The organism is Enterobacter cloacae complex sp. IR5401, from assembly GCF_049238425.1.
In the GTDB taxonomy this organism is placed as follows: domain Bacteria; phylum Pseudomonadota; class Gammaproteobacteria; order Enterobacterales; family Enterobacteriaceae; genus Enterobacter; species Enterobacter hormaechei_C.
Map to the genome: position 1 here is coordinate 481,501 of NZ_JBMKHN010000001.1, position 24,640 is coordinate 506,140.

Below are 24,640 nucleotides of genomic sequence, written 5' to 3' on the forward strand. Positions count from 1 at the left end.
TCCTGAATGTGTGTGTCAGTACTCGGTGGTCTTTATTAATGATTTAATAACCTGGCTGCTCTCCGGGCTGGTGGTGCTCCGCCAGTGGATCACGCCGGGGGTGGTTGCCAGCTCAAACGGCTCGTCATCGTGAGCGCGATTCAAAATTCGCGCCGCGCGCCAGGCCATCAGGCTGAGCTGGGGTTCGGCAATACCGAGACGGTGCATCCCGGCATTCACGGCAAACAGGCGGTTGCTCTGCGGGCCGTCCCATTCAAGGGTAAAATCGTTGTTGATGCAGAAGGCTTCATCCTCATCCAGACGCAGTCGGGAAGAGAGCGGGGCGAGAAAAGCAGGCTGCACGGCGCGGTAGCCGGTGGCGAAAATCACCACGTCGCTTTCAAGCTGTTCGCGCCCGCCGTCCAGGTGATGCTGGATGCTGAGGCGAGGTCCGGTTTCCTGGCGCGTCAGCGCCGTCACCGAGCGGGACGGCATCAGGTGCGCCCAGGGTTTTTCACGCAGCACTTCGAAACGGTGGTACATGGCGCGGTAAATCGCCAGCAGGGACTCGGTGGTGATCCCGTCGGAGGTCATTTTCTGCTCCTGCAACATCTGACGTCGGGCGTCGTCACCGAGGGTCGAGAAGCTGTCCACATACTCTGGCGTGAAATACTCGTTAGCAAACGCGGCTTCATCCAGCGCGTTGTAGTTGTTGCGGCGCGACACCCAGTTGAGGCTCAGCGGCTGGCCCCATTCCCCACGGAAGATATTCAGGAACAGATCCGCACCGCTCTGGCCGCCGCCGACGACGGTGACGCGCTTGCCCGCTAAATCCGGCGTGCGCAGCATCATTTCGCTGGCGTGGAAGCAGGTATCGTCCTGCGCGGTGACGCAGTCTGGCAGATTGATCTGCTTCCCAATCCCCACGCAGACGTGCCGCGCCAGGAAGCGATCCCGCTGGGTCACGATCTCAAACAGGCCGTTTTGCTCATCAAAGCTGACCTGCTGTACCTGCTGGCTGAAGGCCAGGTTGGTGAGGTTATCCGCCGCCCAGCACAGGTAGTCGGCAAACTCCTCGCGCGACACGGTGCGCTGCTCGGTGGTGAGGAAACGGTAGAACTTTTTGCGCTGTACCAGGTAGTTCAGGAAGCTGTGGCGGTTGGTTGGCTCTACGGCGCTGACCAGATCCTTCAGGAAGCTGGTCTGCATATGGCAGTCCGGCACCATCATCCCCGGGTGCCAGGAGAAGTGCGGCTTGCGTTCAAGAAACAGCGAGCTAAAACCGTCCAGCCCCTCCGCCAGCGCGGCAATACTGAGGTTGAACGGACCGATACCAATGCCGATGAAATCATAGGTTTTCATTGCGCTGACTCCCGGGAGACCAGAAAAAGAGGGTTATCAAGATCGCAGACGTAGTTCGGCAGCATGCGGCTGCCGCCGTCGTGTTCAGAGAAGGTTAGTTTGACCGGGTTGAGGATCACGCGAATAATCTGCGGCTTAAACAGGTCGAACTTCGCGAAGCGCGCCGCAAGATCCGGATGGGCGGCCATATAACGATGTAACACCAGCGCCAGGATCTGATAGAAGCGGGTTTCATTCACGCCGCATTGCAGGGTGAGGCGGGATATAAAGCGCAGCACCGTGACAAAGTTGCCGGTTTGCAGGTCGTGGATGATGTAATCCGCGCTGAGGCGCGCCGTCACCGCTTTTACCTGCTCCGGCAGGCTCTGCGCCTGCGGGAAATCTTCATCCACCAGGCGCATATCGCCCTGGAAATCCTTCAGCAAAATGCGCTGCGGAACGTAATCTTTCATCACCAGCGTGACGTTCTGGCCGTGGGCGATGAGCGCCACCCCGTAGCGACAGAGCAGGTGATAGAAGGGGATCACCGTCGCCTCAAACAGCTTTTCCAGCCATGCGTCAGCGGTTAACCCCGAGCGTTTGATCCATGCGTCAATCAGCGAGCGCCCCTGATTATCGGTTTCCATCAGCGCCGCCATCAGCACCGCCTGTTCACCATCCTGTAAATAGCAGGATGGGTTCTCGCGCCAGATCACCCCCAGCATCTCCTGATAGCGGTACGGCGCCTCAGGCAATGCGGCATAACCCGGATGCGACAGATATCCGGCAGCGGGTTCGCCAAGCACCTGCGCCCCGGAGCGAATCAGCGTGGCATCGCTGGCAAACTGCTGCTGTAGCCAGCGCGAGGCCAGCGGACCGGCGGCAATATACTTGCCCGGAATACCGCGATAGCAGGAGGTGTTGTAGATGGTCAGCGGCAGCTTGATGTCATACGGCGCGCGACGGCTGGCGTTGGTCAGCGTGCGCAGGGACTGCTGCGCCAGATACTCATCGCCGAACTCACCCAGCTCCACCATTTCACCGCGTGCGAGCTGCGCCAGGAAATGAATGGCAATTTTTTGCTGCCACTGCCACGGGTGCAGCGGCACCGGCAGCCAGCTATCATCCAGATCCAGCTCCTGCCAGCGGGCGTCGAACCGCTCGCGCTCGGCATCGTCCATGGCGCTGGAGAGCAGGGCGTTAATATCGCAATCGGCGTCGCTGCTCCAGACCAGACGATCGCGCTGCACGGCGACCCAGTGCAGGCGAAAACGCCCGCGATATTCCGGCGCGTACAGGCGCAGGGCATCCAGCCCCCAGCCGCGGCGTCCCTTATTGAAAATAAACTTCGGGTGACCGCGCATCAGGCACTGTAGCTCGTCCGGGTCAAGGTGGATCAGCGCATCGGCATCCAGCGTTTCACGCGCCTGCAACAGCTGCATGTCGCCCCGCAGCGTGGCGTAGAGATCTTCCATGTGCTCCGCCGTTTGCGCGTCGCTCATCTCCAGTACGGTGGCCAGTTGCAGCAGCGCGTTTTCCGCTTCGACCGCCGCGCCGCTGGTGGTGGTCAGGGTATCAGGGTCAATATGCAGCCAGCCCCAGATCCCACGCGTGGCGCGAAACTGCCAGCACGCGTTGCCCATACTGATGCGCCAGTAGTCCGTCGAAACCGGCTCGGCGCGCAGGGTGCGTTCATATTCCAGTTCGGCGAGGATCTTCGCCACCATCTCACGGTTCACTTTCTGCCAGAGCGCGTTCACAGTTCCACCTCGTGGAAGAAGCGATGACGCTCGCTCATGATGAGACGGGAGCGTTTGTGCGGGAAGTCGAACTCTTTCACCGTGTCGAAACCGGCGGACGCCAGATGGCGGAACAGACGCTGGTTGTCGAAGCGCGGTTCCGCCACAATGCGCGCCGTGCGCGGTTCATCGAGATACAGATAGTGGCTCAGGCCGCGCAGCCAGCTGCGGATATACTGCGCTCCGCGCCAGTTCTCTTCGCCCACCAGCATATGCAGCCCGCGGTCAAAGGGCTGCCAGCGATAGTGGCGGCCAATGCGGTCTTCCGCCGCCCAGTAGAGTTCAAAATAGCCGAATGGCTGATCGTCAAAGCAGCCGATCACCGGATAGCAATAGGTCGAGTCGAGCTGGCGACGCAGGTAGTTCTCCTGCTCGGCCTGCGGGCCGGCCATCTCCCAGAAAGCGTTCACGCGTGGGGTGTTCATCCAGCGGGTAAAACGCTCGCCGTCCAGCGCCACGTCCGCCACGCGGAAGCTCAGGGTGCGCTTAATCTGCGGATCGTAACGGCGATACACCTCGCCCTGTGGGCGGTGAGGGCGCAGCGGGAAGTACAGCTGACGGCTTTCGTCAAACTGCATTCCGCCGCTCGCCTGCGGGCGTTCGCCTTTCAGCCACAGCGGCAGCTGCCAGAAAATTTCACGCGCCAGATAATCTCCGTGAACGAGGCTAAACAGCGCCTGCGCCTGAGGTTCATCCTGCCAGGCTGCCCACGGCAGGGTAATGCCGGTCAGGGCGGGCGCGGCAACAAACAGCTGGTCGAGGGCGTCCACCAGCCAGCCGTCCGGGAGCCCGATCAGCCGCTCCATCACCGCGCTGCCGTCGAGACCCAGCGTCAGCGGCAGGTTTTGTTCCGTGACCGTGCAGCGAAAGCCGTAGCCGGAATGGACGATATTCGCGTTTGCCATCACGCCTTCTCCTTATAAAACGGGTTGCTGAAGTCGAAATAGATCACCGCCGGATCGACGATGGTGTTTTCGTTGCGATCGTGCAGATAGCAGAAGAAGTTGCCTTTACAGTTCCAGGTCGGGCTGTCGAGCACATAATCAAGGCAGCGGGTCTGCTTCGCCGTCGTGCGCAGTTCGGCCAGCGCGTCACGCACGCGGGACATCAGGTTCTCTTCGCTGTCGAAACCGGCAGCGGCGAGCGCGGCGGTGACGGCAAGGGTAGAGTTCAGCAGCAGGTAATAAGGGAAGTAGCGCAGCAGCTGGCTCTCACCGAAGCGGTTTTCAACTTCGGTTTCACCTGCCTCATTCAGCCACGCGTCGGCCCCTTCGGTCCAGGCGCTGCCCTGGCAGTCACGGTAGATCAGTCCAACGGGGAAATCCTGCTGCATCTCAACGAGGATATTTTGCTGGTGCGCCAGCAGGACCAGACCGTAGTCCGCCTCGGCGCTGAACAGCGGAAGCAATACGCGGTCGCAGTAGGCATCCAGCCAGCAGCGCGCGGCCTGGGCGAGGGGTAAGTCCAGACGCTGGCTCAGACGACGCACCGCCGCGGCGAGCAGACTGTCGCCGCCGTCCGGCGCGGCCTGGGTCAGGCTCACCAGCACGTTGGTTTGCGTTTCAGGGGTATCGAACAGCAGATTGACGCGCAGGGCCATCAGGCTCTCTTCCTGAATGACGCCGTGCTCATCGCGCAGCCCCGCCCAGCCGTCTTCCTGCATCACACGCATGGTCGGGTAGCGCGCCTGAAGTTCCTGCCAGCGTGCCGTTTTCGCCAGCCGCGCCAGGCGCATGCCGCGCTTAACCTCTTTCACCGACAGCGTGCGCACGGAGTTGGTCAGGCGCACGCTCAGGGAGAATTTAATCATGTCGCTGTTGGTTTCACTGTACAGCGAGCGGGAAGAGCTGGTGGGTAGCCATGGCGCACCGGCTTCGCCCAGATCGCGCAGGGCGCCTTTTTCTACCAGACGCTGGCACCAGTCCTGCTCCAGCAGATAGTCGGCCTGCCACGGGTGCATCGGCAGCAGCCAGCAGGTGTCGGTGAAGTGACCGAGAAGAGCCGGCGCGCTCTGCGCTGCAAAGCGCAGCAGACGTTCCCGCAGGGAGACATTCAGGCTGTCGCCGGTAATCAGCTCATGCTCAACCGCAAACCAGCGCAGCGGGAAGCGGGAGGCGAAATCCGGCAGATAGCGACGCGCCTCGGCCTCGTTAAACGGCTCGTGCGACTTTGGGGCAGGATGAAAAGCATGGCCGACCAGCAGCGCCTGTTCCGCTTCGGCAAAGGTCAGCGGCTTATCGCGCAGGTTTGCCCAGTTGTGGCGTAAATCAATGGCCTGCCAGGTGTGTGTATGGCTTTCCAGGACGCGCTGCTTAAAGCGAGCCAGCGTATCGGCATCCAGAGCGCCTTTAACCGTCTCTTTTTCAATAATTAAATCAATCAGTTGATGGAATGTGACCGTGTCACCGCCGTCGCTGTCGGCCTGAATCAGCGTTGCCGGGAAAAGATACTGGTGATGCTGTGTGGGGGAGAAATAGCGTACCGGAACCCGAATGGCCTGGGTTGGGGAGAGCGGGATATGAATCAGTGATAACTCATCCGCACGGGTTGCGGGAAGATAGTGCCAGTCCTTCGTTTCGCGCAGCAGCGCGTTCAAAAAACACTGGGCCGCAACATCTGTACCGGCGGAGCGGAGCAGAGTACGCATAGTTGTACCTCATTCCATGACTGATAATAATTCTCGTTATGATATTCATTCTGTTTACAGTGGCAACTATTTTTGCAATATTTGTTTTCATAAACTTCATAATTTCCACACATTTATTGACATTATCTTCACAATTTTATGCGCACCCGTACCGAGAATCTCACTGACGTTGTGGCCCCCAAAGCTAACTGGCCCCTGGCACTGGGCGCCGGTTTATTAGGTATTGGACAAAACGGTTTGCTGGTCATGCTGCCGCAGCTGGTCTCCCTGACCGGATTGTCGCTCTCCGTCTGGGCCGGGCTGTTGATGTTCGGCTCGATGCTCTTTTTACCCGCATCGCCCTGGTGGGGACGCCAGAGCGAGCGGCACGGCTGTAAGATCGTTATGCTGGCCTCGCTGGGCGGCTACCTGGCGAGCTTCCTCGTGATGGCGCTGGTAGTCTGGGCGATGGCGAACGGCGCGCTGAATGCCCTCTGGGGAATGGCGGGCCTGGTTCTGTCGCGCATGCTGTACGGCCTGACGGTATCAGGGCTGGTGCCTGCGGCCCAGACGTGGGCCATTCAACGCGCGGGGCTGGATAAAAGGATGGCGGCGCTGGCGACGATAAGCTCTGGCCTGAGCTGCGGGCGTCTGCTGGGACCGCCTCTTGCCGCGCTGATGCTCGGCGTCAGCCCGGTCGCACCGCTCTGGCTGATGGCGCTGGCGCCGTTGATCGCGCTACTGCTGGTGCTGCGCGAAGCCGCCGATCCCCCGCTGCCGCCGGTGGCGCACCAGTCGACGCGGTTACAGGCCTCCATGCTGCCTTTCCTGGTGCTGGCGCTGCTGCTGGCAGCGCTGGTCAGCCTGATGCAGCTTGGCTTATCGCCGCATCTTCATCCGTTATTCAATGGCGATGCCGTGCAAATCAGCCATCATGTCGCGCTGCTGCTAAGTCTGGCCGCCCTGGCGACCCTGGCGGCGCAGTTTCTGGTGGTACGCCCGCAGCATTTTATCCCGAGAGTTTTACTCTTAATTGCCGCAGTGCTGATGGTGGCGGGTCTTGGGCTGATGTCTCTCGCCAGTTTAGCCCTGTTCTACGTGGGCATTGTCATCACTTCGCTGGGGGCCGCCATGGCAACGCCGGGATACCAGCTTTTGCTCAACGATCGGCTGACGACGGGCAAAGGCGCAGGGGTGATCGCCACCAGCCATACGCTGGGCTACGGGGCCAGCGCGCTGCTGGTACCCGTGGTGACGCGCTTTTACGGTGAGCAGTTTTTGATTACTGCCGCATGGGGATTGGCACTGCTGTTTCTCGCGGTGAGCGTGTGGGTACGATCGACCGATCGTACCCCTTAAACATTAGTGGAACGGATGAGAGGATGTGCTGGCTGCGTCCTCACTTTGCCGCAGACGCTGGAGTGGATCCTGCTGATAAAACTGGCAAAAACGCTGCCACAGCGCCGGGAAGCGCGGGGCAAAAAGCTCAGGTGCGCTAAAGAAATACTCGGACAGCACCGCAAAGCACTCGGCGGGATCGGTCGCGGCGTAGGCATCAATGCTGGCCGCGCTTTCACCCACCAGGTCGATCTCATCCTGAATGTTTTCCATCGCCGCGTGCAGGTCGTGCTCCCATCCCGCGACTTCACGCAGCGGGATCAGCGGCACGCCGCTGGCGCGATCGCCGTTACGGGTATCCAGCTTATGCGCCACTTCGTGAATGATCAGGTTGAAGCCCGAGGCATCGAACGAGTCTTGAATATCCAGCCAGTTGAGGATGATTGGCCCTTGCTGCCAGCTCTGCCCGGACTGCACCATACGCTGGTTGTGCACCAGCCCGATGTCATCCTCCCACTCATCATCGACGATGAACGGCGCCGGGTAGATCAGCACTTCGTGGAAGCCATCCAGCCATTCGATACCCAGCTCCAGCACCGGCAAGCAGAAGAGCAGGGCGATGCGCGAATTTTTAAGCGGATCCAGTTCGAAGCCCTGTAGCGGTACCAGCCGTTTTTGCTGTAAAAAACGCTCGGCCAGCTGAATCAGCTTTGATTGCTCTTCAGGCAAGAGATTCGCCAGCACGGGGATCGCCAGAGCCTCATCCCAGGGGAGCGCCATATTTCGACCAGCGTCGTTCGTTTTCCAGGGCCACTTAATCATCGCTTTGCTCGTTACTCGCACGTGAACAAAATGGAAAGGTCAGGGGCTGTTAGCATGCCAACATACTCTGTTAAGCAGTATGACACTCCTCATCGGCTGCATGCAGAGTGGCGGCCTGTTTAAGAGGAATCCAGCCCGCATAAACTATCACTATGTGCCGTCAGGTTGATAGCGCTTTAGGGGTATCCCCTTCATTTTGTGAAGTATGTCGTGCGCGGCTATGATAAATCTCTTCTTACCCTACCATGCTTAAGGATCCCGTCAGTATGCCCGTCAATTTTGACCTCAACGATCTCTATGCCTTCCGCGCTTTACTGGAATACGGCAATTTCCGGCTTGCGGCAGAATCTATCTGCCTTTCCCAGTCGGCGTTGAGTCGCAGAATTGAAAAGCTGGAGGCGGCACTGGGGACAAAACTGTTCGACAGAACCACCCGGCGCGTCACGCTGACCCTGTATGGACAGACCTTTGCCGACCGGTGCGGGCAACTGCTTGCTGACGTGGAGTCCATGCTTTCGGATATCGATAAGGCCAGCGAAGAGCGCACGGGGCTGATCACCGTGGCGACGGTGCCGTCAGCCGCCTGTTACTTTATGCCGGATGTGATCCGCCGCTTTCAGTCCCGTTACCCCCGCGTGCGCATAAAACTGATCGACAGCAGCGCCGGAAATGTTATCGAGGCCGTCACCCGCGGACAGGCGGATTTTGGTATCTGCTTTGCCCGGAGTTTGCAGCCCGACATCGAGTTTGTCCCGCTGGTGGAGGATGTCTACGTGGCCGCCTGCCGACGCGACAGCCCGCTTGCAAAAAGAAAAAGCCTGACGTGGCAGGCTTTTTATCAGCAGGATTATATCGGTCTGGATAAGACCTCCGGCAACCGCAATCTTCTCGACCAGCGGGTCGGGCATATTCGGCCTGAGCGCCCCAGCATCTGCGAAACGCGGCACGTGACGACCATGCTGGGGATGGTTGAAGCCGGGATCGGCATTGCGGCCGTTCCCGCCATGTCAATGCCCCGCGCAGAGCATTCGCTGCTGACGTCGGTACCTTTAACCGAGCCTGAAGTCAGGCGAACCGTGGGGCTGATCCGCCGCCGCGGTCGGATCCAGTCCTATATTGCTGCCGAACTCGAAACGCTGATTACCGAGCAGTATCGCGAGGTGCACTGACGGGCGTTAAGCCCGTTGCCGTAATGACGCTGGCGGCCTGTGGCGAGGCGAGAAAAGTCAGCAGCGCTTTTCCCTGTTCAGGATGGTCGGCCTTCTGCGTTACGGCTCCGGCGAAACGGGTAATGTACTGAATGTCGTCAGGCAACTTACCGACAAACGTCACCCCCGGGACCGGCAGAAGCTCGCTCACCTGCTGAAAGCCGAGGTCGTATTTCCCTTTTGCCACTTCAGACGCCACCGGGATACGCTCAACCCGGTGCGCTTTATCGTGGACCTGGCCGTCTATGCCCAGCTTACGGAACAGCTGGCTCTCAACATACCGGCCGCTGGCGCTGTCGGAATAAGCCATGGAATGCGCCTTCAGCAGCGTTTGCCGCAGGGCAGGCACCGTACTGATATCCGGCACCGGCGCGCCCGCTTTGACGACCATCCCGACGGGCGAATCCGCCAGCTCCACGCGGGAGCCCGCCGCCGTCCTGCGATCCTGTTCCAGTTTCGCCAGCGCATCGCCCACCATAATCACCACGTCCGCTTTTTCGCCCCGGGCGAGCCGGGCCGGAATGGCCTGCGGCGTTTTGCCCATCGACGGGCCGGAGATCACAATGAGCCTGTCGCCGCTTTGCGCTTCGTACTGCGGCGTCAGCTTCTCCAGCGCCGCTTTGAAGCCGCCAGAAATCATCACCGTCACATCCTGCGCAAGCGCGCCCGCGCTGAGGGTGGCGAAGGTCAGGGCGGCAATCACCGTTCTGAATGTAAGCATGAGGGATCACTCCTTAACGGCAGTTTGCAGGATTAACGTGCGACGACGATAGAGATAGAGCGTTGCCAGCAGGGCGCAAACGGCGGCAAAGCTCATCCAGTAGCCCGGGGAAGCTTTGTCGCCGGTGTACTCAATTAAGGCGGTCGAAATCACCGGCGTGAAACCGCCAAAGACCGCCGTTGCCAGGCTGTAAGCCAGCGAGAAGCCCGCCACGCGCACCTCTGCTGGCATGATCTCAGTCAGGGCCGGGATCATCGCGCCGTTATACAGACCGTAGAGGAAAGAGAGCCACAGCAGCACGGTCAGCATCATTGAGAAGCTCGGGGCTGCCGCCAGCATCGTCAGCGCCGGATAGCTGGTTGCCAGCGCCAGCAGCGTCATGGCGATCAGCACCGGTTTACGCCCGAAGCGATCCGACAGCGCGCCGCCCACCGGCAGCCAGATGAAGTTGGACACCGCCACCAGCAGCGTGACCAGAAGACTGTCCGACGCGCTGAGCATCAGGACTTTTTTACCGAAGGTCGGCGCGTAAACGGTGATCAGGTAAAACGCGGTGGTGGTCATCGCCACCATCAGCATGCCCGCGACGACGACCGGCCAGTTGGCGAGCAGCGTTGTGAAGACCTGACGCATCGCCAGATGGTGGCGACGGGCGCTGAATTCCTCGGTCTCTTCGAGCTTGCGGCGCAGGAAAAAGATGAACGGCACAATCAGACAGCCAAACAGGAACGGAATACGCCACCCCCATTCGCGAATGGCACTCTCTTCCAGCACCACATTCAGCGCGAAGCCCATCGCCGCCGCGATCATAATGGCGACCTGCTGGCTACCTGACTGCCAGCTGGTATAGAAACCCTTGCGGCCCGGCGTGGCGATCTCCGCCAGATAAACCGAAACCCCGCCCAGCTCGGCACCTGCCGAAAAACCCTGCAACAGGCGGCCGGTCAGCACCAGCAGCGGTGCCCACAGGCCAATGCTCTGATAAGAAGGGATCAGCACAATCAGAAAGGTTCCGGCGGCCATAATCGACAGGGTGACGATCAGCCCTTTACGGCGGCCCACTTTATCAATGTAAGCCCCCAGCACAATGGCCCCGATCGGACGCATCAGGAAGCCCGCGCCAAAGACGGCGAAGGTCATCATCAGTGACGCAAATTCACTGCTTGCCGGGAAAAAAGTATGGGCGATGTAGGTGGCATAAAAGCCGAACAGAAAGAAGTCGAATTGCTCAAGAAAGTTGCCCGACGTGACGCGGAAAATCGCGCCCGCTTTCGCACGAACCGTTGCAGGTGAGGTTGAGGAAACCATGATTATCTCCAGTTTTATAGCGACGTTACGCTCGTCTGTTTCTGAAAACTGGATCAGGAAGTGGAAATTAATAAGCGCAAATAGCGCATAAACCGATGCGTGTGGTGCATTAATGACAATGCGTTGACCAGTATTTACATATTCAACAATAACTTAACATTTCGATGATCTTTTATTTACCACGTTTCGCTAAGTCGCTGATATATCAGTTTTGTGACACCGCGCAGATGAGAAGCCAGGCGGGGCCTGGCTTGGGATTATCAGCGCAGCGCGTTCGCAATCGCGCTAAACATCAGCGACGCTTCCAGCGGCTGGGCGCTGAATGACGGCTCTGCCTGCGGCCAGGTGGACCACTGGACGATAACCAGATTTTCTTTCTGATTAACCATGATCATCTGCCCAAAAATACCCAGCGCCCACAGGGAATCCTTCAGCGAATTTTCGACTTTCGGCTCCACATTTGTGGCGATGGCTGGCACTTCGTTGTTCCACCACTGGTAGCCGTACAACCCCTTCGGATGCGCCTCGGACACCGATCCTTTGGCCTGTGTCCAGGCTGAGGACTGTTTCACCCAGCCCTCGGGGAGGATCTGCTTTCCGTCCGGCAGGGTACCGTTATGCAGGATAAACTCCCCGAAACGCCCCCAGTCTTCCAGCGTGGCGTTGAACCCATGCGCACCCACGTCGTGCTGGCCTTTGCTGTAGGCATGCCACACGCCGTCGCTCGCCATACCGTACGGCTGCCAGATGCTTTTCTCAAGATACGCCGCGAGCGTCATGCCGGTGGCGCGCTCAAGCACATCGCCTAACAGCCAGGCACCACCCGAGGAATAGGACCAGTTTTCGCCCGCCGGGTGTTCACGGTGTAACCCCTTCACCAGGGTGCGCACACAGTCGTAGGTGCCCGGTTTCGCTTCGCATTCGGTAAGCCGGGCGAAGTCAGATTGCCCGTTGGTGTAATCTTCAGTCCACGCCACGCCCGAGGTGTGGGTGATGAGCTGTTTCAGCGTTACGCCCTCCCAGGCGGTGCCTTTTAAATCCGGTTCGTATTGGGTGACAAGGTCGTCCAGGGAGTGGATTTTCCCTTCTTTAATCGCAACACCCACCAGCGCGGAGACCACGGATTTGCCCACGGAACGCGACGTCCAGAGCGTAGAGTCGGTATTGCCTTCTCCCAGATATTTATAGGCCACTTTGCCATTTTTCAGCACCAGCATGCCGCTGACGTTCTGGCGTTTCAGGTAATCCTGAAGATTGTAAATCTTACCCTTCACCTGATAGCGGGCATCGGTGAGCGGTTTTTCTGCGGGCAGCAGTGGCGTAGCGTTGCCGTGGCGGAACACATCGCCCGCGTAGTTGCGGTAGTCATTGCGAAAGCCCACCACGCGATCGGCCTGGCTCCAGGTGAGCATGGTATGTGCGTCCGGGAGTCTGGCATCGAAAGGCGCCGGACAGGTCGTGAGTTCGGTACCGTTGCAGGCCGCCATGACGGCGGGCGAGAGCAGGCTGCTGATAACCAGCGCCGCGAGCAGTGTGCGGTTTGTTTTGATTTTCATATTTATCTCGTTTGGCTCAGGAAGGACTTCAGTTTAAGAACCTGAGGCCTATAATAAAAAACGCGTTATGGGGGAAAATCCCCCGGAAAAATCGCGTGGAGAATGACGTGGCATCACTGATCTATTCCTTTGCCCAGCTTGAGGCGTTCACCGCCGTCGCTGAGCACGGCAGCCTGATGAAGGCGGCCAGTAAACTCGGCAAAGATCGTACAACCCTGCGGGATCTGATCGATTTCCTTGAGGATGGGCTGGGCTACGCGCTGTTCCTGCGGGAGGGGCGTAGCCTGCGCCTGACGCCGGAGGGGGAGCAGCTTCAGCGGCAGGCGCACCTGCTGATGCGGCAGGTCAAAGCGTTTGAGGCGTTTGCCCGTACGGTGCCGGACAGCGCGACGCAGGACATTGCCCTCGTTTACGATCCGTTCACCCCCAGAGCCTTTTTGCAGGCGCTGATCGCTACGCTGGCGACGAAAAAGATCCGCCTGAGCCTGACCAGCGCATCGCGCGATGAGGCGGAAGCCATGCTGGCGAACGGTCAGGCCGATCTGGGGATCTGCCAGGCGCGCAACCGCAGCGTGGGCAATGAGATGGAGTGGCGGGCGCTGGGGGCGATCGAAATGGATTTTTACGCCGCAACGGCGCTTTTTGCGGAGGTTGCGTCGCCGGTGTCGCTGCTCGATCTCTCTCTGGTTCCACAGGTGGTTATGCATGCCGCGTCAGACGAGCCGGTTGCCCGTCGCCTGCAAATTTCAGGGCACACGCTTTTCACTAACGAACTGGAGATGCTGCGCGGCCTGCTGGAGCAGGGCTGCGGCTGGGGATTTTTGCCGACCCATCTTCACGCAACGCAGTGGAAAAACGTAAAAAGGCTGCCCACCGAAGTGGGCAGCCAGGGGATAAGCCAGACGATGGTCACCATCTGGAAGCCGGGCAGCGACAAGCGCGGGTTGATCAACGATACGCTCTCGCAGCTTCCGGCGTTATGGAAACGCTCAGCGCTGTGAGCACCCTTTGCACTGTTTATTCTGGATCTGCTGGAAGAAGTCGTTGCCTTTGTCATCCACCAGGATAAACACCGGGAAGTTCTCCACTTCAATTTTCCAGATCGCTTCCATACCCAATTCCGGATAGGCCACGCACTCCAGACTCTTGATGCTGTTTTGCGCCAGTACCGCCGCCGGGCCGCCAATGCTGCCGAGGTAGAAGCCGCCGTGCTTATGGCAGGCGTCGGTGACCTGCTGGCTGCGGTTACCTTTGGCCAGCATGATCATGCTCGCACCGTTGGATTGCAGTAAGTCTACATAGGAGTCCATACGCCCGGCGGTGGTCGGGCCTAAGGAGCCAGACGCGTAACCTTCTGGCGTTTTCGCCGGGCCAGCATAGTAAATCGGGTGATCTTTAACGTACTGCGGCAGTTCTTCCCCGTTGTCGAGCAGCTCTTTCAGCTTCGCATGGGCGATGTCGCGCGCCACAATAATGGTGCCGTTCAGCGACAGGCGGGTGGAGACAGGGTGCGCGGAAAGCTGCGCCAGAATGTCGGGCATCGGCTTGTTCAGATCAATGCTTACCACGTCGCCTTCCCCCTGCTGGCGCAGGGATTCAGGAATATACTGGCCCGGGTTGTGCTCCAGCTTCTCAATCCAGATCCCCTCGCGGTTAATCTTCGCCTTGATGTTGCGGTCAGCGGAGCAGGAGACGCCCATGCCGATCGGGCAGGAGGCGCCGTGGCGCGGCAGACGGATCACGCGAATATCGTGCGCGAAGTATTTCCCGCCAAACTGCGCGCCCAGGCCGAGGTTTTGCGCTTCCTGAAGCAGTTCCTGCTCGAGCTGGACGTCGCGGAACGCCTGGCCGTGCGCGTTGCCTTCGGTTGGCAGGCCATCGTAGTAGCGCGCAGAGGCGAGCTTGACGGTTTTCAGCGTGGCTTCCGCAGAGGTGCCGCCGATAACGAAGGCGATATGGTAAGGCGGGCAGGCCGCGGTGCCCAGGGTCCGCATCTTCTCAACCAGATAATTTTTCAGCTTCGCCGGGGTGATCAGCGCTTTGGTTTCCTGATACAGATAAGTTTTGTTGGCGGAACCGCCGCCTTTCGCCATGCACAGGAATTTATACTCGTCACCATCAACGCTGTAGAGGTCGATCTGCGCGGGCAGGTTGGTGCCGGTATTCACCTCTTTATACATATCCAGCGCCGCATTCTGCGAGTAGCGCAGGTTGTCTTCAATATAGGTGTTATACACGCCCTGACTCAGCGCCGCTTCGTCGCCGCCGCCGGTCCAGACGCGCTGGCCTTTCTTACCCATAATGATTGCCGTACCGGTATCCTGACAGGTGGGCAGCACGCCTTTCGCCGCAATTTCGGAGTTGCGCAGGAATTGCAGGGCAACGTACTTATCGTTCTGGCTGGCTTCCGGATCGTTAAGAATGGCGGCAACCTGCTTCTGATGAGACGGACGCAGCATAAACGCGGCGTCGTGGAAAGCCTGCTGCGCCAGTAGGGTCAGGGCTTCCGGCTCCACTTTCAGCATTTCCTGACCGTCGAACTCGGCAACGGAGACATGCTCTTTGGTCAGCAGATAGTATTCGGTGTCGTCATGCGCGAGAGGGAAGGGGTTCTGGTAAATAAAGGGTTTGTTTGACATAGCTTGCTCCACAAAAATAAAACCGCCGGAGGATATGTCCGGCGGTCAGGAATCAGAACATCATGGACATCCACGGGTAGCCAATCAGCAGCAGGGCCGCCAGGAAGATGGCGCCGAAGATGGTGCCGAGGCGCCAGTAGTCTTTGGTTGGCAGGTAACCGCTACCGTAGTAAATCGGGCTTGGACCCGTACCGTAGGGGGTGATGATCCCCATCACGCCCAGAGAGGTCACCATCAGCAGGACGAACACTTCCATATTCATGCCCGGAATGGTGGAGGCGATAGTCAGCATCGCAGGCAGCAGCGCCGTGGTGTGCGCGGTGGTGCTGGCGAACAGATAGTGCAGCAGGTAGAACGCCAGCAGCAGCACGATGGTGGCGACACCCGGAGAAATACCGCTCATCAGCAGGCCGCCTTCTTTACCCAGCCAGCTGATAAAGCCGGTGGAGGAGAGGCCATCCGCCAGCGCCACCAGGGTGGCGAACCACACGAAGGTATTCCACGCGGCTTTGTTACCGGTGATATCGTTCCACTCCAGCACGCCGGTCCACAGCATCAGGCCAACGATCAGCAGGGCAGCCATGGCCGGTTCAATCCACGCCGCGGCGAAGATCCACATCAGCAGCGCACAGCACACGAACACCAGCAGCAGGATCTCATTGCGCGACAGTTTGCCCAGTTTTTCCAGTTCACGGGTCGCCCACAACGGTACTTCGTTGTTTACCTTCACTTCCGGCGGGTAGAACCAGTAAGCCAGCAGCGGCATGGTCAGGATCAGCAGAATACCCAGCGGCAGGAAGGCGAGGAACCAGGTCCCCCAGGAGATATCAATTCCGACCGTGCTTTTTACCAGCGCCAGCGCCAGCAGGTTAGGTGCCAGAGCGGAAAGGAACATCGAGCTGGTGATACAGGCCGCGGTAATTGCCACCCACATCAGATACGAACCGATTTTGCGCGCGCTTGGGTCGTTGGGTTTTGAACCGTACAGCGGCGGCAGGTTGGCGATGATCGGGTAGATGGTCCCACCGCTGCGCGCGGTATTGGACGGGGTAAACGGGGCCAGCAGCAGGTCTGCGAAGGTAATGGCGTAACCGAGCGTCAGGCTGCGACGGCCCAGATATTTCACCAGTATCAGCGCCAGGCGGCGGCCGAAGCGGGTTTTGTCGTAGCCCGCAGCAAACATAAAGGCACCGAAGATCAGCCACACGGTGGAGTTACCAAACCCGCTGACCGCCCATTTAAAGGAGGCGCCCGCCAGCTTGAATTTTGGGTCAGCCAGCTGTTCCGGGCTAAAGAGCACCCACTGGCTGCACAGCGCAATCGCCACGACGCCGGTAAGACCGATCACGGCGCCCGGCAGCGGTTCGAAAATTAACCCGACGATGACGCCGACAAAGATGGCGAAGTAGTGCCACGCATAAGGCGGCAGCCCGTCCGGAACGGGAACAAACAACAGCAGGACGGCAACAATGACGGGCAGGGCCATCATCAGCAGGCGTTTTGCTGTTCCATTTGATGCCAGATTCGCCGCAGGAGGCGTTACAGCAGTTTTTGTATTCATAGTTTCACGTCTTAAGTTGTCAAAAATTCGTCGTACAGCGAAAACACAAATTCGATTGCTTTATTCGTTTTGCTTTTTTTAGTTATTTAAGGTGCGTTTTTGTGTTTTCAGTAATAGCGATTTAACGCATTTTTGTTTGCGCTAAATAAAAAATGATGATGTTTTTATATTGCTCTTTTGAATGCCATAACTATTGATCACGATCAAAAAAACGGAACTGAATGGCTATTTTTATATTTTTTATAATAACCACTCTGAGTAGTGTGGTTATTCGCTGATTTTACGCATTTTATTTATCAAAACTATAACATTTAAATTTTGGTGTTTTTGCTTGTTGTTGTTTTATTTGGTTTTTTGATAGTTGTGGTGTATTGGTTTGACCTTTTGTGATTTAACTTTTTTTAAATTATTGTGAACGAGTGAAACATTCCCGCTAACACCAATGTGTTATTAATGTTATCGAAGGGATTAAATAGTTTATTAACTAACGTAATGGCTTTGTAAACTAAAAAAAGCTTTATATTACTATCATGACATCGGCAAAAGACTCGAAATAAAAAAATCATCCCGATAACGAATTCTTAATTTTTTAAAGTTTGGAGTTTCTATTATGAGCACTAACGAACGTATTTTAAGCCCCTTCACATTACCGAATGGTACTGAACTGAAAAACCGTTTGTTAATGGCCCCGATGACAACCTGTACCGGTTATTACGATGGCACCGTGACCAGCGAGCTGGTGGAGTACTACCGCGCCCGCGCGGGCAGCATCGGCACCATCATCGTTGAGTGCTGTTTTGTTGACGATCTCGGCCTGGCGTTCCCGGGCGCAATTGGCATTGATAACGACGAGAAAATCGCCGGGCTGGCAAAAATCGCTGACGCCATCAAGTCAAAAGGCTCCAAAGCCCTGCTGCAAATCTACCACGGCGGCCGTATGGTCGACCCAAAACTGATCGGCGGTCGCACGCCGGTTAGCCCAAGCGCCGTTGCCGCGCCGCGTGACGGTGCCGCCACGCCGGTTGCCCTGACCGCGGAAGAGGTGGAAGGCATGATCGGCAAGTTTGGCGAAGCCGTGCGCCGCGCAATTCAGGCCGGGTTCGACGGCGTCGAAATCCACGGGGCGAATACCTATCTGATCCAGCAGTTCTTCTCCCCGAACTCCAACCAGCGCGACGACGAGTGGGGCGGCAGCCGCGAAAACCGCGCGAAATTCCCGCTGGCGGTGCTGGACATTACCCACAAGATGGTGCGCCAGTACGCGGACGACGCGTTTATCATTGGCTACCGTTTCTCTCCGGAAGAGCTGGAAGTCCCGGGCATTCGCTTCGAAGATACCCTGTATCTGCTGGAAAAACTGGCCGCGCGCGGGGTGGATTATCTCCACTTTTCCCTCGGCGACGCCCTGCGTCCTTCTATCGTCGATACTCAGGACCCGACGCCACTTATCGAAAAATACTGCGCCATGCGCTCAGACACGCTGGCTCAGGTACCGGTGATGGGCGTTGGCGGCGTGGTGAATGCCACGGATGTGAATGAAGCGCTGGATTACGGTTACGACCTGATTGCCGTTGGTCGTGCCACCATCGCCTATCCGGACTGGACCGATCGCATCGCGGCGGGCGAAAGCCTGGAGCTGTTTATGGACAGTACCCGACGCGAAGAACTGAGCATCCCGGAACCGCTGTGGCGCTTCTCGCTGGTGGAAGCGATGATCCGCGACATGAGCATGGGCGAATCTAAATTCAAACCGGGCACCTTTATTGAAAAAGTGCAGGACGATGCTAACGAACTGGTGATTAACGTCAGCCTCGAAACCGATCGTATTGCCGATATCGAACTGGCCTCCGGCCCGAGTGAAGACGTCGAGTTTGTCACCAGCTTCGAAGAGATCCGCTCCCGTATTCTTGATGCCAACACTCCGCACGTGGATGCTATCACCGGCGCGACCAGCCAAAGCGAGGCGGTGAAAAAAGCGGTCTCGAAGGCGATGCTGAAATCCAGCAAAGCGCTGGCAGCGGAAGAGGGCGCTGACCCGAATGAGACTAAAAGCGTGGATGTTGTAGTGGTCGGCAGCGGCGGCGCCGGTCTTGCGGCGGCGATTCAGGCGCATGACGAAGGCGCGAGCGTGCTGATCGTCGAGAAAATGCCAACCATCGGCGGGAACACCATTAAAGCCTCGGCCGGGATGAACGCGGCGGAGACCCGCTTCCAGCGCGTGAAAGGTATTCAGGACAGCAAAGAGCTGTTCTACCAGGAAAGCCTGAAAGGCGGTGGCAACAAGAACAACCCTGAACTGCTGCGTCGCTTTGTCGAGAACGCGCCGCAGGCCATCGAATGGCTGGCAACGCGCGGCATTATGCTGAACGACATCACCACCACCGGCGGGATGAGCATCGACCGTACGCACCGTCCGAAAGACGGTTCCGCAGTGGGCGGGTATCTGATCAGCGGCCTGGTGCGTAACGTCAACAAGCGCAACATCGAGGTGATGCTGGATACCTCCGTGAGCGACATCATCTTCGAAAACGGCGAAGTGACCGGCGTGCGTCTGACCACCGAAGAGAACGAAACCCTCACCGTGGCAACCAAAAGCGTGATTGTCGCAACGGGTGGCTTCAGCGCCAACAGCCAGATGGTGGTGAAATACCGTCCGGATCTGGCAGGGTTCGTTACCACCAACCACAAAGGGGCGACCGGGGGCGGTATCGCGCTGCTGGAGCGTATCGGTGCGGGCACAGTGGATATGGGCGAAATTCAGATCCACCCAACCGTTGAGCAGAAAACGTCGTATCTGATTTCCGAATCCATCCGCGGCGGCGGGGCGATTCTGGTAAACCAGCAGGGCAACCGCTTCTATAACGAAATGTCGACCCGCGATAAAGTCTCGGCGTCAATCATCGCGCTGCCGGAGAAATACGCTTACATCGTCTTTGACGAGCATGTTCGCGTCAAAAATAAAGCCGCGGATGAGTACATCGCGAAAGGGTTTGTTACCAGCGCCAGCTCGCCAAAAGCCCTGGCGGAAGCGCTGGGGATGGATCACCACCAGTTCCTGGCAACGCTGGAACGCTACAACGTCTTTGTGGAGAAACAGCACGATGACGACTTTGGACGTACCACCGCGCTGCGTGCGCCAATCAACGAAGGGCCGTTCTACGCCATTCAGATTGCACCAGGGGTTCACCACACCATGGGCGGCGTGACCATCAATACCGATACCTGCGTGCTGGACAGCAACCACAACGTATTGCCGGGAGCGTTTGCTGCGGGTGAGGTTGTCGGGGGCATCCACGGCGGTAACCGCATCGGCGGTAATGCGGTGGCAGATATCATTATTTTTGGTACGCTTGCAGGACATCAGGCGGCTATGCGTTCGAAAACACGGTAAGGCTCCTGTTTCCCCGGCGGCGCGGTGCCTGCCGGGGCTACACCTGAGGACTCATGCAATGCCTGATAGCCATCGCGTTTACAGCTACTCCGCCGTTCTGATGGGCTCGCCCATCCTCCTGAAACTCTTTTCCCATGACGAAGCGCTTGCCTCCCGCGTGTTTCGCCTGATCAAACAGTACGAAGATCTGCTCACCGTTAACCGTGCGCACTCCCAGGTAATGGACATCAACCATGCGGCCGGCCAGCATCCGGTTGCCGTCAGTCGTCCGGTGTTTGAGCTGATCCGCTGCGCGAAAGCGGCAAGCCTGCTTAAAGACAGCGCCTTTAACCTGGCGATCGGCCCGCTGGTGAAATGCTGGAAAATTGGCTTTAAGGGGGACGCGGTACCGCCCGCGGACGAGATCGCCGCCTTGATGGGCATCACGGATCCTGCGGACGTGGTACTGGATGAAGCCAACAGCAGCGTGTTTCTTACTCGCCAGGGAATGGAGATCGATCTGGGTGCTATTGCTAAAGGCTATATCGCCGACAGGGTGCGGGATTACCTGCATAAAGAGGGCGCCGAACTCGGGTTGATCAACCTTGGCGGCAACGTCCAGACGTTAGGTTCGCCGGAGGGCGGCTGGCGCGTCGGCCTGAAAAAACCGTTCGCCGGTGACGCGCTGATTGGCGCTATGACGGTAGAGAACCGGTCGGTGGTGACGTCAGGCACCTATGAGCGCTATTTCGAGCAGAACGGCAAACGTTATCACCACATACTTGACCCGCGCACCGGCTACCCGCTGGATAACGAACTGGACAGCGTGACGATTATTTCGCCAGACTCTCTCGACGGCGATATCTGGACCACGCTGATCTACGGCATGGGTGTGGAAAAGGGCTGCGCCGCGCTGCGTTCGCGCCCCGATATTGAAGCCATCTTTGTCACCAAAACAAAAGAAGTGGTGATCTCCTCGATGCACCACTTCCGTTTTACCCTTCTGGACGACAGCTACCGAATTACTGGCAGTACTGTTTGAGCAGTCCGACCTGTTCCGGCTGCAAACGGTAGCGATATACCGGTCGGCCGGTAGCGCCGTAATGAATGCTGGTGAACAGGATATTAATTTGCGCCAGCCAGATCAGGTATTTGCGGCAGGAGACGCGGGAAATGTTCACCGCATTCGCCAGATCGTCGGTGGAAAATTCTATCTCCGGATGGCTGTCGATCCACTGGCAAATGGTGCGCAGCGTCTGCGGCGTTAGGCCTTTCGGTAATTTTTTGCTGTCAGCCAGCTCCGGCGCGCCGCCGTGGATCAGCCTGTCGACGTCGGCCTGTTCATAATACTGATGCGATCCCATCAGGCTGCGCTTTGCCTTCCAGCCGTTCAGCGCCTCTTCAAAACGCGGGAACTGGAATGGTTTAATCAGGTAATCCACCACGCCATAGTGCATGGACGTCTGGATTGTTGCGGCGTCGGAGGCCGACGAGATCATGATGACGTCAATCGGGCGGCCCGACGCGCGAATGATGGGCAGCAGATCCAGCCCGTTATCCTGCTGCATATAGACATCCAGCAGCACCAGATCGATCGGCTGGCCTGGGTTGGCGATCAACGCCTCGGCCTGGTTGAGCGTGGAAGCGACGCCGCAGCAGCTAAAACCCTCAACGCGGTTAACATACAGACGGTTGAGGTCGGCTACCATGGCGTCATCATCGACAATTAACACATTTATCACGCGATATTCCTCTCGCTATCCCAGGGGATCTGAACAAAAAATTGGGTAAATACGCCAGGTTCAGACTCGACGGTAATATCTCCGCCCAGATTCTGGATCTGCTGACGCGCAAGGAACAGCCCAACGCCGCGGTTTTCACCTTTTGTTGAGTAGCCCTTTGTAAAAATAGCCTCCAGCCGCTCGGGATCAATACCGGGACCGTCATCGCTGACCTCACCGCTCAGCCAGCCGTTCTGATAATGCAGCAGCAGGCCGATCTCGCCTTCCGGCTGGCCTTCCATCGCATCCAGGGCATTTTCGATTAAATTGCCCAGCACGGTGATCAGCACCGCAACCTGCTCTTCATTGGCGGTGTCAGGAAGCTGACTCTCCTCCGCCAGCGTCAGGGTCACTCCAGCCTCTTTGGCGCGGTTAATTTTACCCAGCAGGAAACCCGCAATGACCGGCGATTTAACTCTGCGCTGTATCGCGCCGATATCCGTCTGATAATTCTGCGCGGTCTGGATGATGTACTCCTCCAGCTTATCGTAGCGCTTCATGTGCAGCAGGCCGAGGATCACGTGCAGCTTGTTCATAAACTCATGCGTATGGGAGCGCAGGGCATCAACATAGTTGACCATGCCATCGATACGCTGCATTAACTGGCTGATTTCGGTCTTATCGCGGAAGGTGCTGATTGCCCCGATCACCTGATTCTGGCTTTTCACGGGGACCATGTTGCACAGCAGTAGCCGTCCGTTACAGCCGATCTCCTGATCCTGGCGAGCAATGCCGGTTTTCGCCACTTCCCGCAGGCTGGCCAGCAGTGGTTCGCCGCTGCTCTCGGAGTGCTCACCCGAGCTCAGGAGCAAAATCTCTCTGGCGGTGTGGTTAATCATCGTCACGCGCCCGTGCATATCCACGGCCATCACGCCTTCGCGCAGGGACTGCAACATGGCCTGGCGCTGCTCAAAGAGGGCTGAGATCTCGTAAGGCTCCAGCCCAAAGAGGATACGCTTCAGCACCCGGACCAGACCCCATATCGCCACCGAGCTCATCAGAACGCTGAATAAGATGGTCCACACGGCGTTGAGCCGCCCGCGGGCAATCTGATCTTCAACTTTATTCAGCGAAATACCCACCACCACCACGCCGATCTGGTCGTGCTGGTCGTCATACACGGGGGTAAAGACGCGCAGCGCTTCCGCGAGCGCACCGCGGTTAACGGAGACGTTCTCTTTCCCTTCCAGGGCGGGCGTCAGATCGTCGCCAATAAAATGCAAACCTAACAGCGCTTCGTTTGGATGGGAATAGCGGATCCCACGCAGGTCGGTGACCACGGTAAACAGCAAGTCGTTGCGCTTCGTCACCGCCTCGGCTATCGGCTGGATGATGCCAGCCTGCGGCGATTCCATCAGGCCACGCTTGATCTCCGGGCTGTCGGCCAGCGTCCGGGCGATACCCAGCGCGGTATCTTTCACGTCATCGCGCGTGGCGCGGGTGATCTGCACAGAGTAGAGCGCGAAGACCACCAGCAGCACCGAGCCGATAATCGCGCACACCATCAGCGTAACCAGCGTATTCAGCTTCATAGGGCGCTTGCGCGTCGGGGGGAAGGGCTGCAAATCGCTCATTAACACTCCGCGATGAAAAAGAAAGGGCTAATTATCGCTGATGACGGGCGTTTCATAAAGCCATGTAAAGAGAGGCGTTTCGTGAGCCTCCTCTCAGGTGACCTATATAAAACACTTTATAGTGTGTGGGTACTCATAATAAGGAGGCAGTTTATGAGCATTATGCTTACCGGTACGGCCAGGGAAAGACGGCACGCCAGCACGATGAACATCGACAGATTATCGACGCTGGATATGCTTAACGTCATACACCAGGATGACGCGCAAATCTCTTCTGCACTTACCCCACACTTAAGTATGCTGGCCCGCGTGGTGGATAACGCGGCGGCGACGCTTAGCCACGGCGGACGTCTGGTGCTGACCGGCGCGGGCGCGTCCGGACGCATGGCTGAGCAGGCGGCAGAAGCGTTTGCGCCGGGCAAACACCCCGTCATTGCGTTAACAGCAGGTGATAACGCCGGAAGCTACGCGCGCGGCGTTGCCGACCTTCAGACGATAGAATTTGGCGAGCATGACATGATGCTGGCGCTGTCCGTCAGCGGCAAAACGCCATGGGTTTGGGGCGCGATGCGTCATGCGTGGTCTCTGGGCTCAACGGTTGCGCTCATTACTGAGGATGCGCAAAGTGAAGCGGCGCAGCTGGCGAGTATGGTCATTGCTCCCAATCTGGGCGCGGATGTGGTGGCCGGGTATACCAACGCTAAAGCAGGCATTGCGCAAAGCATGATCCTGCATATGATCACCACCGGTCTGGCGGTACGGACAGGACGGGTGTACAGCAACCTGCGCGTTGATCTGGAGGCAAGCAACACCAGATGGGCCGAACGACAAATTGCCATTGTGATGGAAGCGGGGGGATGTAGCCGGGCGCAGGCGAAGGCCGCGCTGGAAAGCTGTAACCACCAGTGCAAAACGGCGGTACTGATGGTGCTGACGGGTCTGAATGCCTGGAAAGCGCATGAATTGCTGGCGCAGAATAACGGGTTTGTTCGCCTGGCCTTGCAGGAAGCGCCATAA

General features: G+C 58.1%; 18 protein-coding genes. 6 read left to right on the forward strand and 12 right to left on the reverse strand.

The window, feature by feature from the left end:
- Window positions 1–15: 15 nt before the first annotated feature.
- From ACOTX1_RS02185 to ACOTX1_RS02200, 4 genes are read right to left on the reverse strand one after another with little or no spacing between them, the layout of a single operon-like run.
- Window positions 16–1,341: a lysine N(6)-hydroxylase/L-ornithine N(5)-oxygenase family protein gene (locus tag ACOTX1_RS02185; protein WP_023314433.1), complete on the reverse strand. Its 1,326-nt coding sequence runs from the start codon at window positions 1,339–1,341 to the stop codon at window positions 16–18.
- Window positions 1,338–3,080 carry an IucA/IucC family protein gene (gene iucC / locus ACOTX1_RS02190; RefSeq protein ID WP_023314432.1) on the reverse strand — a complete coding sequence of 581 codons (1,743 nt, stop codon included), beginning with the start codon at window positions 3,078–3,080 and terminating at the stop codon, window positions 1,338–1,340. The genes ACOTX1_RS02185 and iucC overlap by 4 nt, the downstream gene beginning before the upstream one ends.
- On the reverse strand, window positions 3,077–4,024 hold the full coding sequence (locus ACOTX1_RS02195) for a GNAT family N-acetyltransferase (RefSeq protein ID WP_023314431.1): 948 nt from the start codon (window positions 4,022–4,024) through the stop codon (window positions 3,077–3,079). Before ACOTX1_RS02195 ends, iucC begins: the two co-directional genes overlap by 4 nt.
- Entirely contained in the window at window positions 4,024–5,766 is a 1,743-nt protein-coding gene (locus tag ACOTX1_RS02200) for an IucA/IucC family protein (protein WP_023314430.1), read from the reverse strand. The genes ACOTX1_RS02195 and ACOTX1_RS02200 overlap by 1 nt, the downstream gene beginning before the upstream one ends.
- Window positions 5,767–5,904: 138 nt before the next feature.
- Here ACOTX1_RS02200 and ACOTX1_RS02205 point away from each other — a divergent pair, with 138 nt between their 5' ends.
- Window positions 5,905–7,104 (forward strand): MFS transporter, encoded by a 1,200-nt coding sequence (locus tag ACOTX1_RS02205; RefSeq protein WP_023314429.1) that lies wholly within the window; start codon window positions 5,905–5,907, stop codon window positions 7,102–7,104.
- Window positions 7,105–7,107: 3 nt separating this feature from the next.
- Here ACOTX1_RS02205 and mtfA read toward each other — a convergent pair whose 3' ends face one another.
- Entirely contained in the window at window positions 7,108–7,905 is a 798-nt protein-coding gene (mtfA, locus tag ACOTX1_RS02210; protein ID WP_003859539.1) for a DgsA anti-repressor MtfA, read from the reverse strand.
- A gap of 266 nt (window positions 7,906–8,171) precedes the next feature.
- On the opposite strand from mtfA, the gene ACOTX1_RS02215 reads away from it, so the two are divergent.
- Window positions 8,172–9,074, forward strand: a complete 903-nt coding sequence (locus tag ACOTX1_RS02215) for a LysR family transcriptional regulator (protein ID WP_003859540.1) — start codon at window positions 8,172–8,174, stop codon at window positions 9,072–9,074.
- On the opposite strand, the gene ACOTX1_RS02220 is transcribed toward ACOTX1_RS02215, so the two are convergent.
- The 3 genes from ACOTX1_RS02220 to ACOTX1_RS02230 all read right to left on the reverse strand — a co-directional run bounded on the left by ACOTX1_RS02220 (window position 9,046) and on the right by ACOTX1_RS02230 (window position 12,698).
- On the reverse strand, window positions 9,046–9,834 hold the full coding sequence (locus tag ACOTX1_RS02220) for a substrate-binding domain-containing protein (RefSeq protein WP_032609610.1): 789 nt from the start codon (window positions 9,832–9,834) through the stop codon (window positions 9,046–9,048). The genes ACOTX1_RS02215 and ACOTX1_RS02220 overlap by 29 nt on opposite strands.
- 6 nt (window positions 9,835–9,840) lie before the next feature.
- The gene (locus ACOTX1_RS02225; protein WP_003859542.1) at window positions 9,841–11,142 is read right to left on the reverse strand and encodes an MFS transporter; all 1,302 of its coding nucleotides are present in this window, start codon (window positions 11,140–11,142) and stop codon (window positions 9,841–9,843) included.
- Between the two features lie 260 nt (window positions 11,143–11,402).
- Window positions 11,403–12,698, reverse strand: a complete 1,296-nt coding sequence (locus ACOTX1_RS02230) for a serine hydrolase domain-containing protein (RefSeq protein WP_023314427.1) — start codon at window positions 12,696–12,698, stop codon at window positions 11,403–11,405.
- Between the two features lie 95 nt (window positions 12,699–12,793).
- On the opposite strand from ACOTX1_RS02230, the gene ACOTX1_RS02235 reads away from it, so the two are divergent.
- Window positions 12,794–13,699 (forward strand): LysR family transcriptional regulator, encoded by a 906-nt coding sequence (locus ACOTX1_RS02235; protein WP_032609605.1) that lies wholly within the window; start codon window positions 12,794–12,796, stop codon window positions 13,697–13,699.
- Here the strand turns inward: ACOTX1_RS02235 and fumA are convergent.
- Both fumA and ACOTX1_RS02245 read right to left on the reverse strand, forming a co-directional pair.
- A complete protein-coding gene (gene fumA / locus ACOTX1_RS02240; RefSeq protein WP_023314426.1) occupies window positions 13,688–15,337 on the reverse strand; it encodes a class I fumarate hydratase FumA in 1,650 nt (549 codons plus the stop codon). The two genes, ACOTX1_RS02235 and fumA, sit on opposite strands and share 12 nt — an antisense overlap.
- Window positions 15,338–15,389: 52 nt before the next feature.
- Window positions 15,390–16,898, reverse strand: coding sequence for an anion permease (locus tag ACOTX1_RS02245; RefSeq protein ID WP_023314425.1), 1,509 nt, complete (start codon window positions 16,896–16,898; stop codon window positions 15,390–15,392).
- A gap of 610 nt (window positions 16,899–17,508) precedes the next feature.
- Here ACOTX1_RS02245 and ACOTX1_RS02250 point away from each other — a divergent pair.
- Both ACOTX1_RS02250 and ACOTX1_RS02255 read left to right on the forward strand, forming a co-directional pair.
- Window positions 17,509–20,289, forward strand: a complete 2,781-nt coding sequence (locus ACOTX1_RS02250) for a flavocytochrome c (protein WP_194303509.1) — start codon at window positions 17,509–17,511, stop codon at window positions 20,287–20,289.
- A 58-nt stretch (window positions 20,290–20,347) separates the two neighbouring features.
- On the forward strand, window positions 20,348–21,310 hold the full coding sequence (locus tag ACOTX1_RS02255; protein WP_023314423.1) for an FAD:protein FMN transferase: 963 nt from the start codon (window positions 20,348–20,350) through the stop codon (window positions 21,308–21,310).
- Here ACOTX1_RS02255 and dcuR read toward each other — a convergent pair.
- Both dcuR and ACOTX1_RS02265 read right to left on the reverse strand, forming a co-directional pair.
- Complete coding sequence (dcuR, locus tag ACOTX1_RS02260; protein WP_003859556.1) at window positions 21,291–22,010, reverse strand: two-component system response regulator DcuR; 720 nt, start codon at window positions 22,008–22,010, stop codon at window positions 21,291–21,293. The two genes, ACOTX1_RS02255 and dcuR, sit on opposite strands and share 20 nt — an antisense overlap.
- Window positions 22,007–23,623 (reverse strand): sensor histidine kinase, encoded by a 1,617-nt coding sequence (locus ACOTX1_RS02265; protein WP_023314422.1) that lies wholly within the window; start codon window positions 23,621–23,623, stop codon window positions 22,007–22,009. Before ACOTX1_RS02265 ends, dcuR begins: the two co-directional genes overlap by 4 nt.
- 153 nt (window positions 23,624–23,776) lie before the next feature.
- On the opposite strand from ACOTX1_RS02265, the gene ACOTX1_RS02270 reads away from it, so the two are divergent.
- Window positions 23,777–24,640, forward strand: a complete 864-nt coding sequence (locus ACOTX1_RS02270; protein ID WP_023314421.1) for an N-acetylmuramic acid 6-phosphate etherase — start codon at window positions 23,777–23,779, stop codon at window positions 24,638–24,640.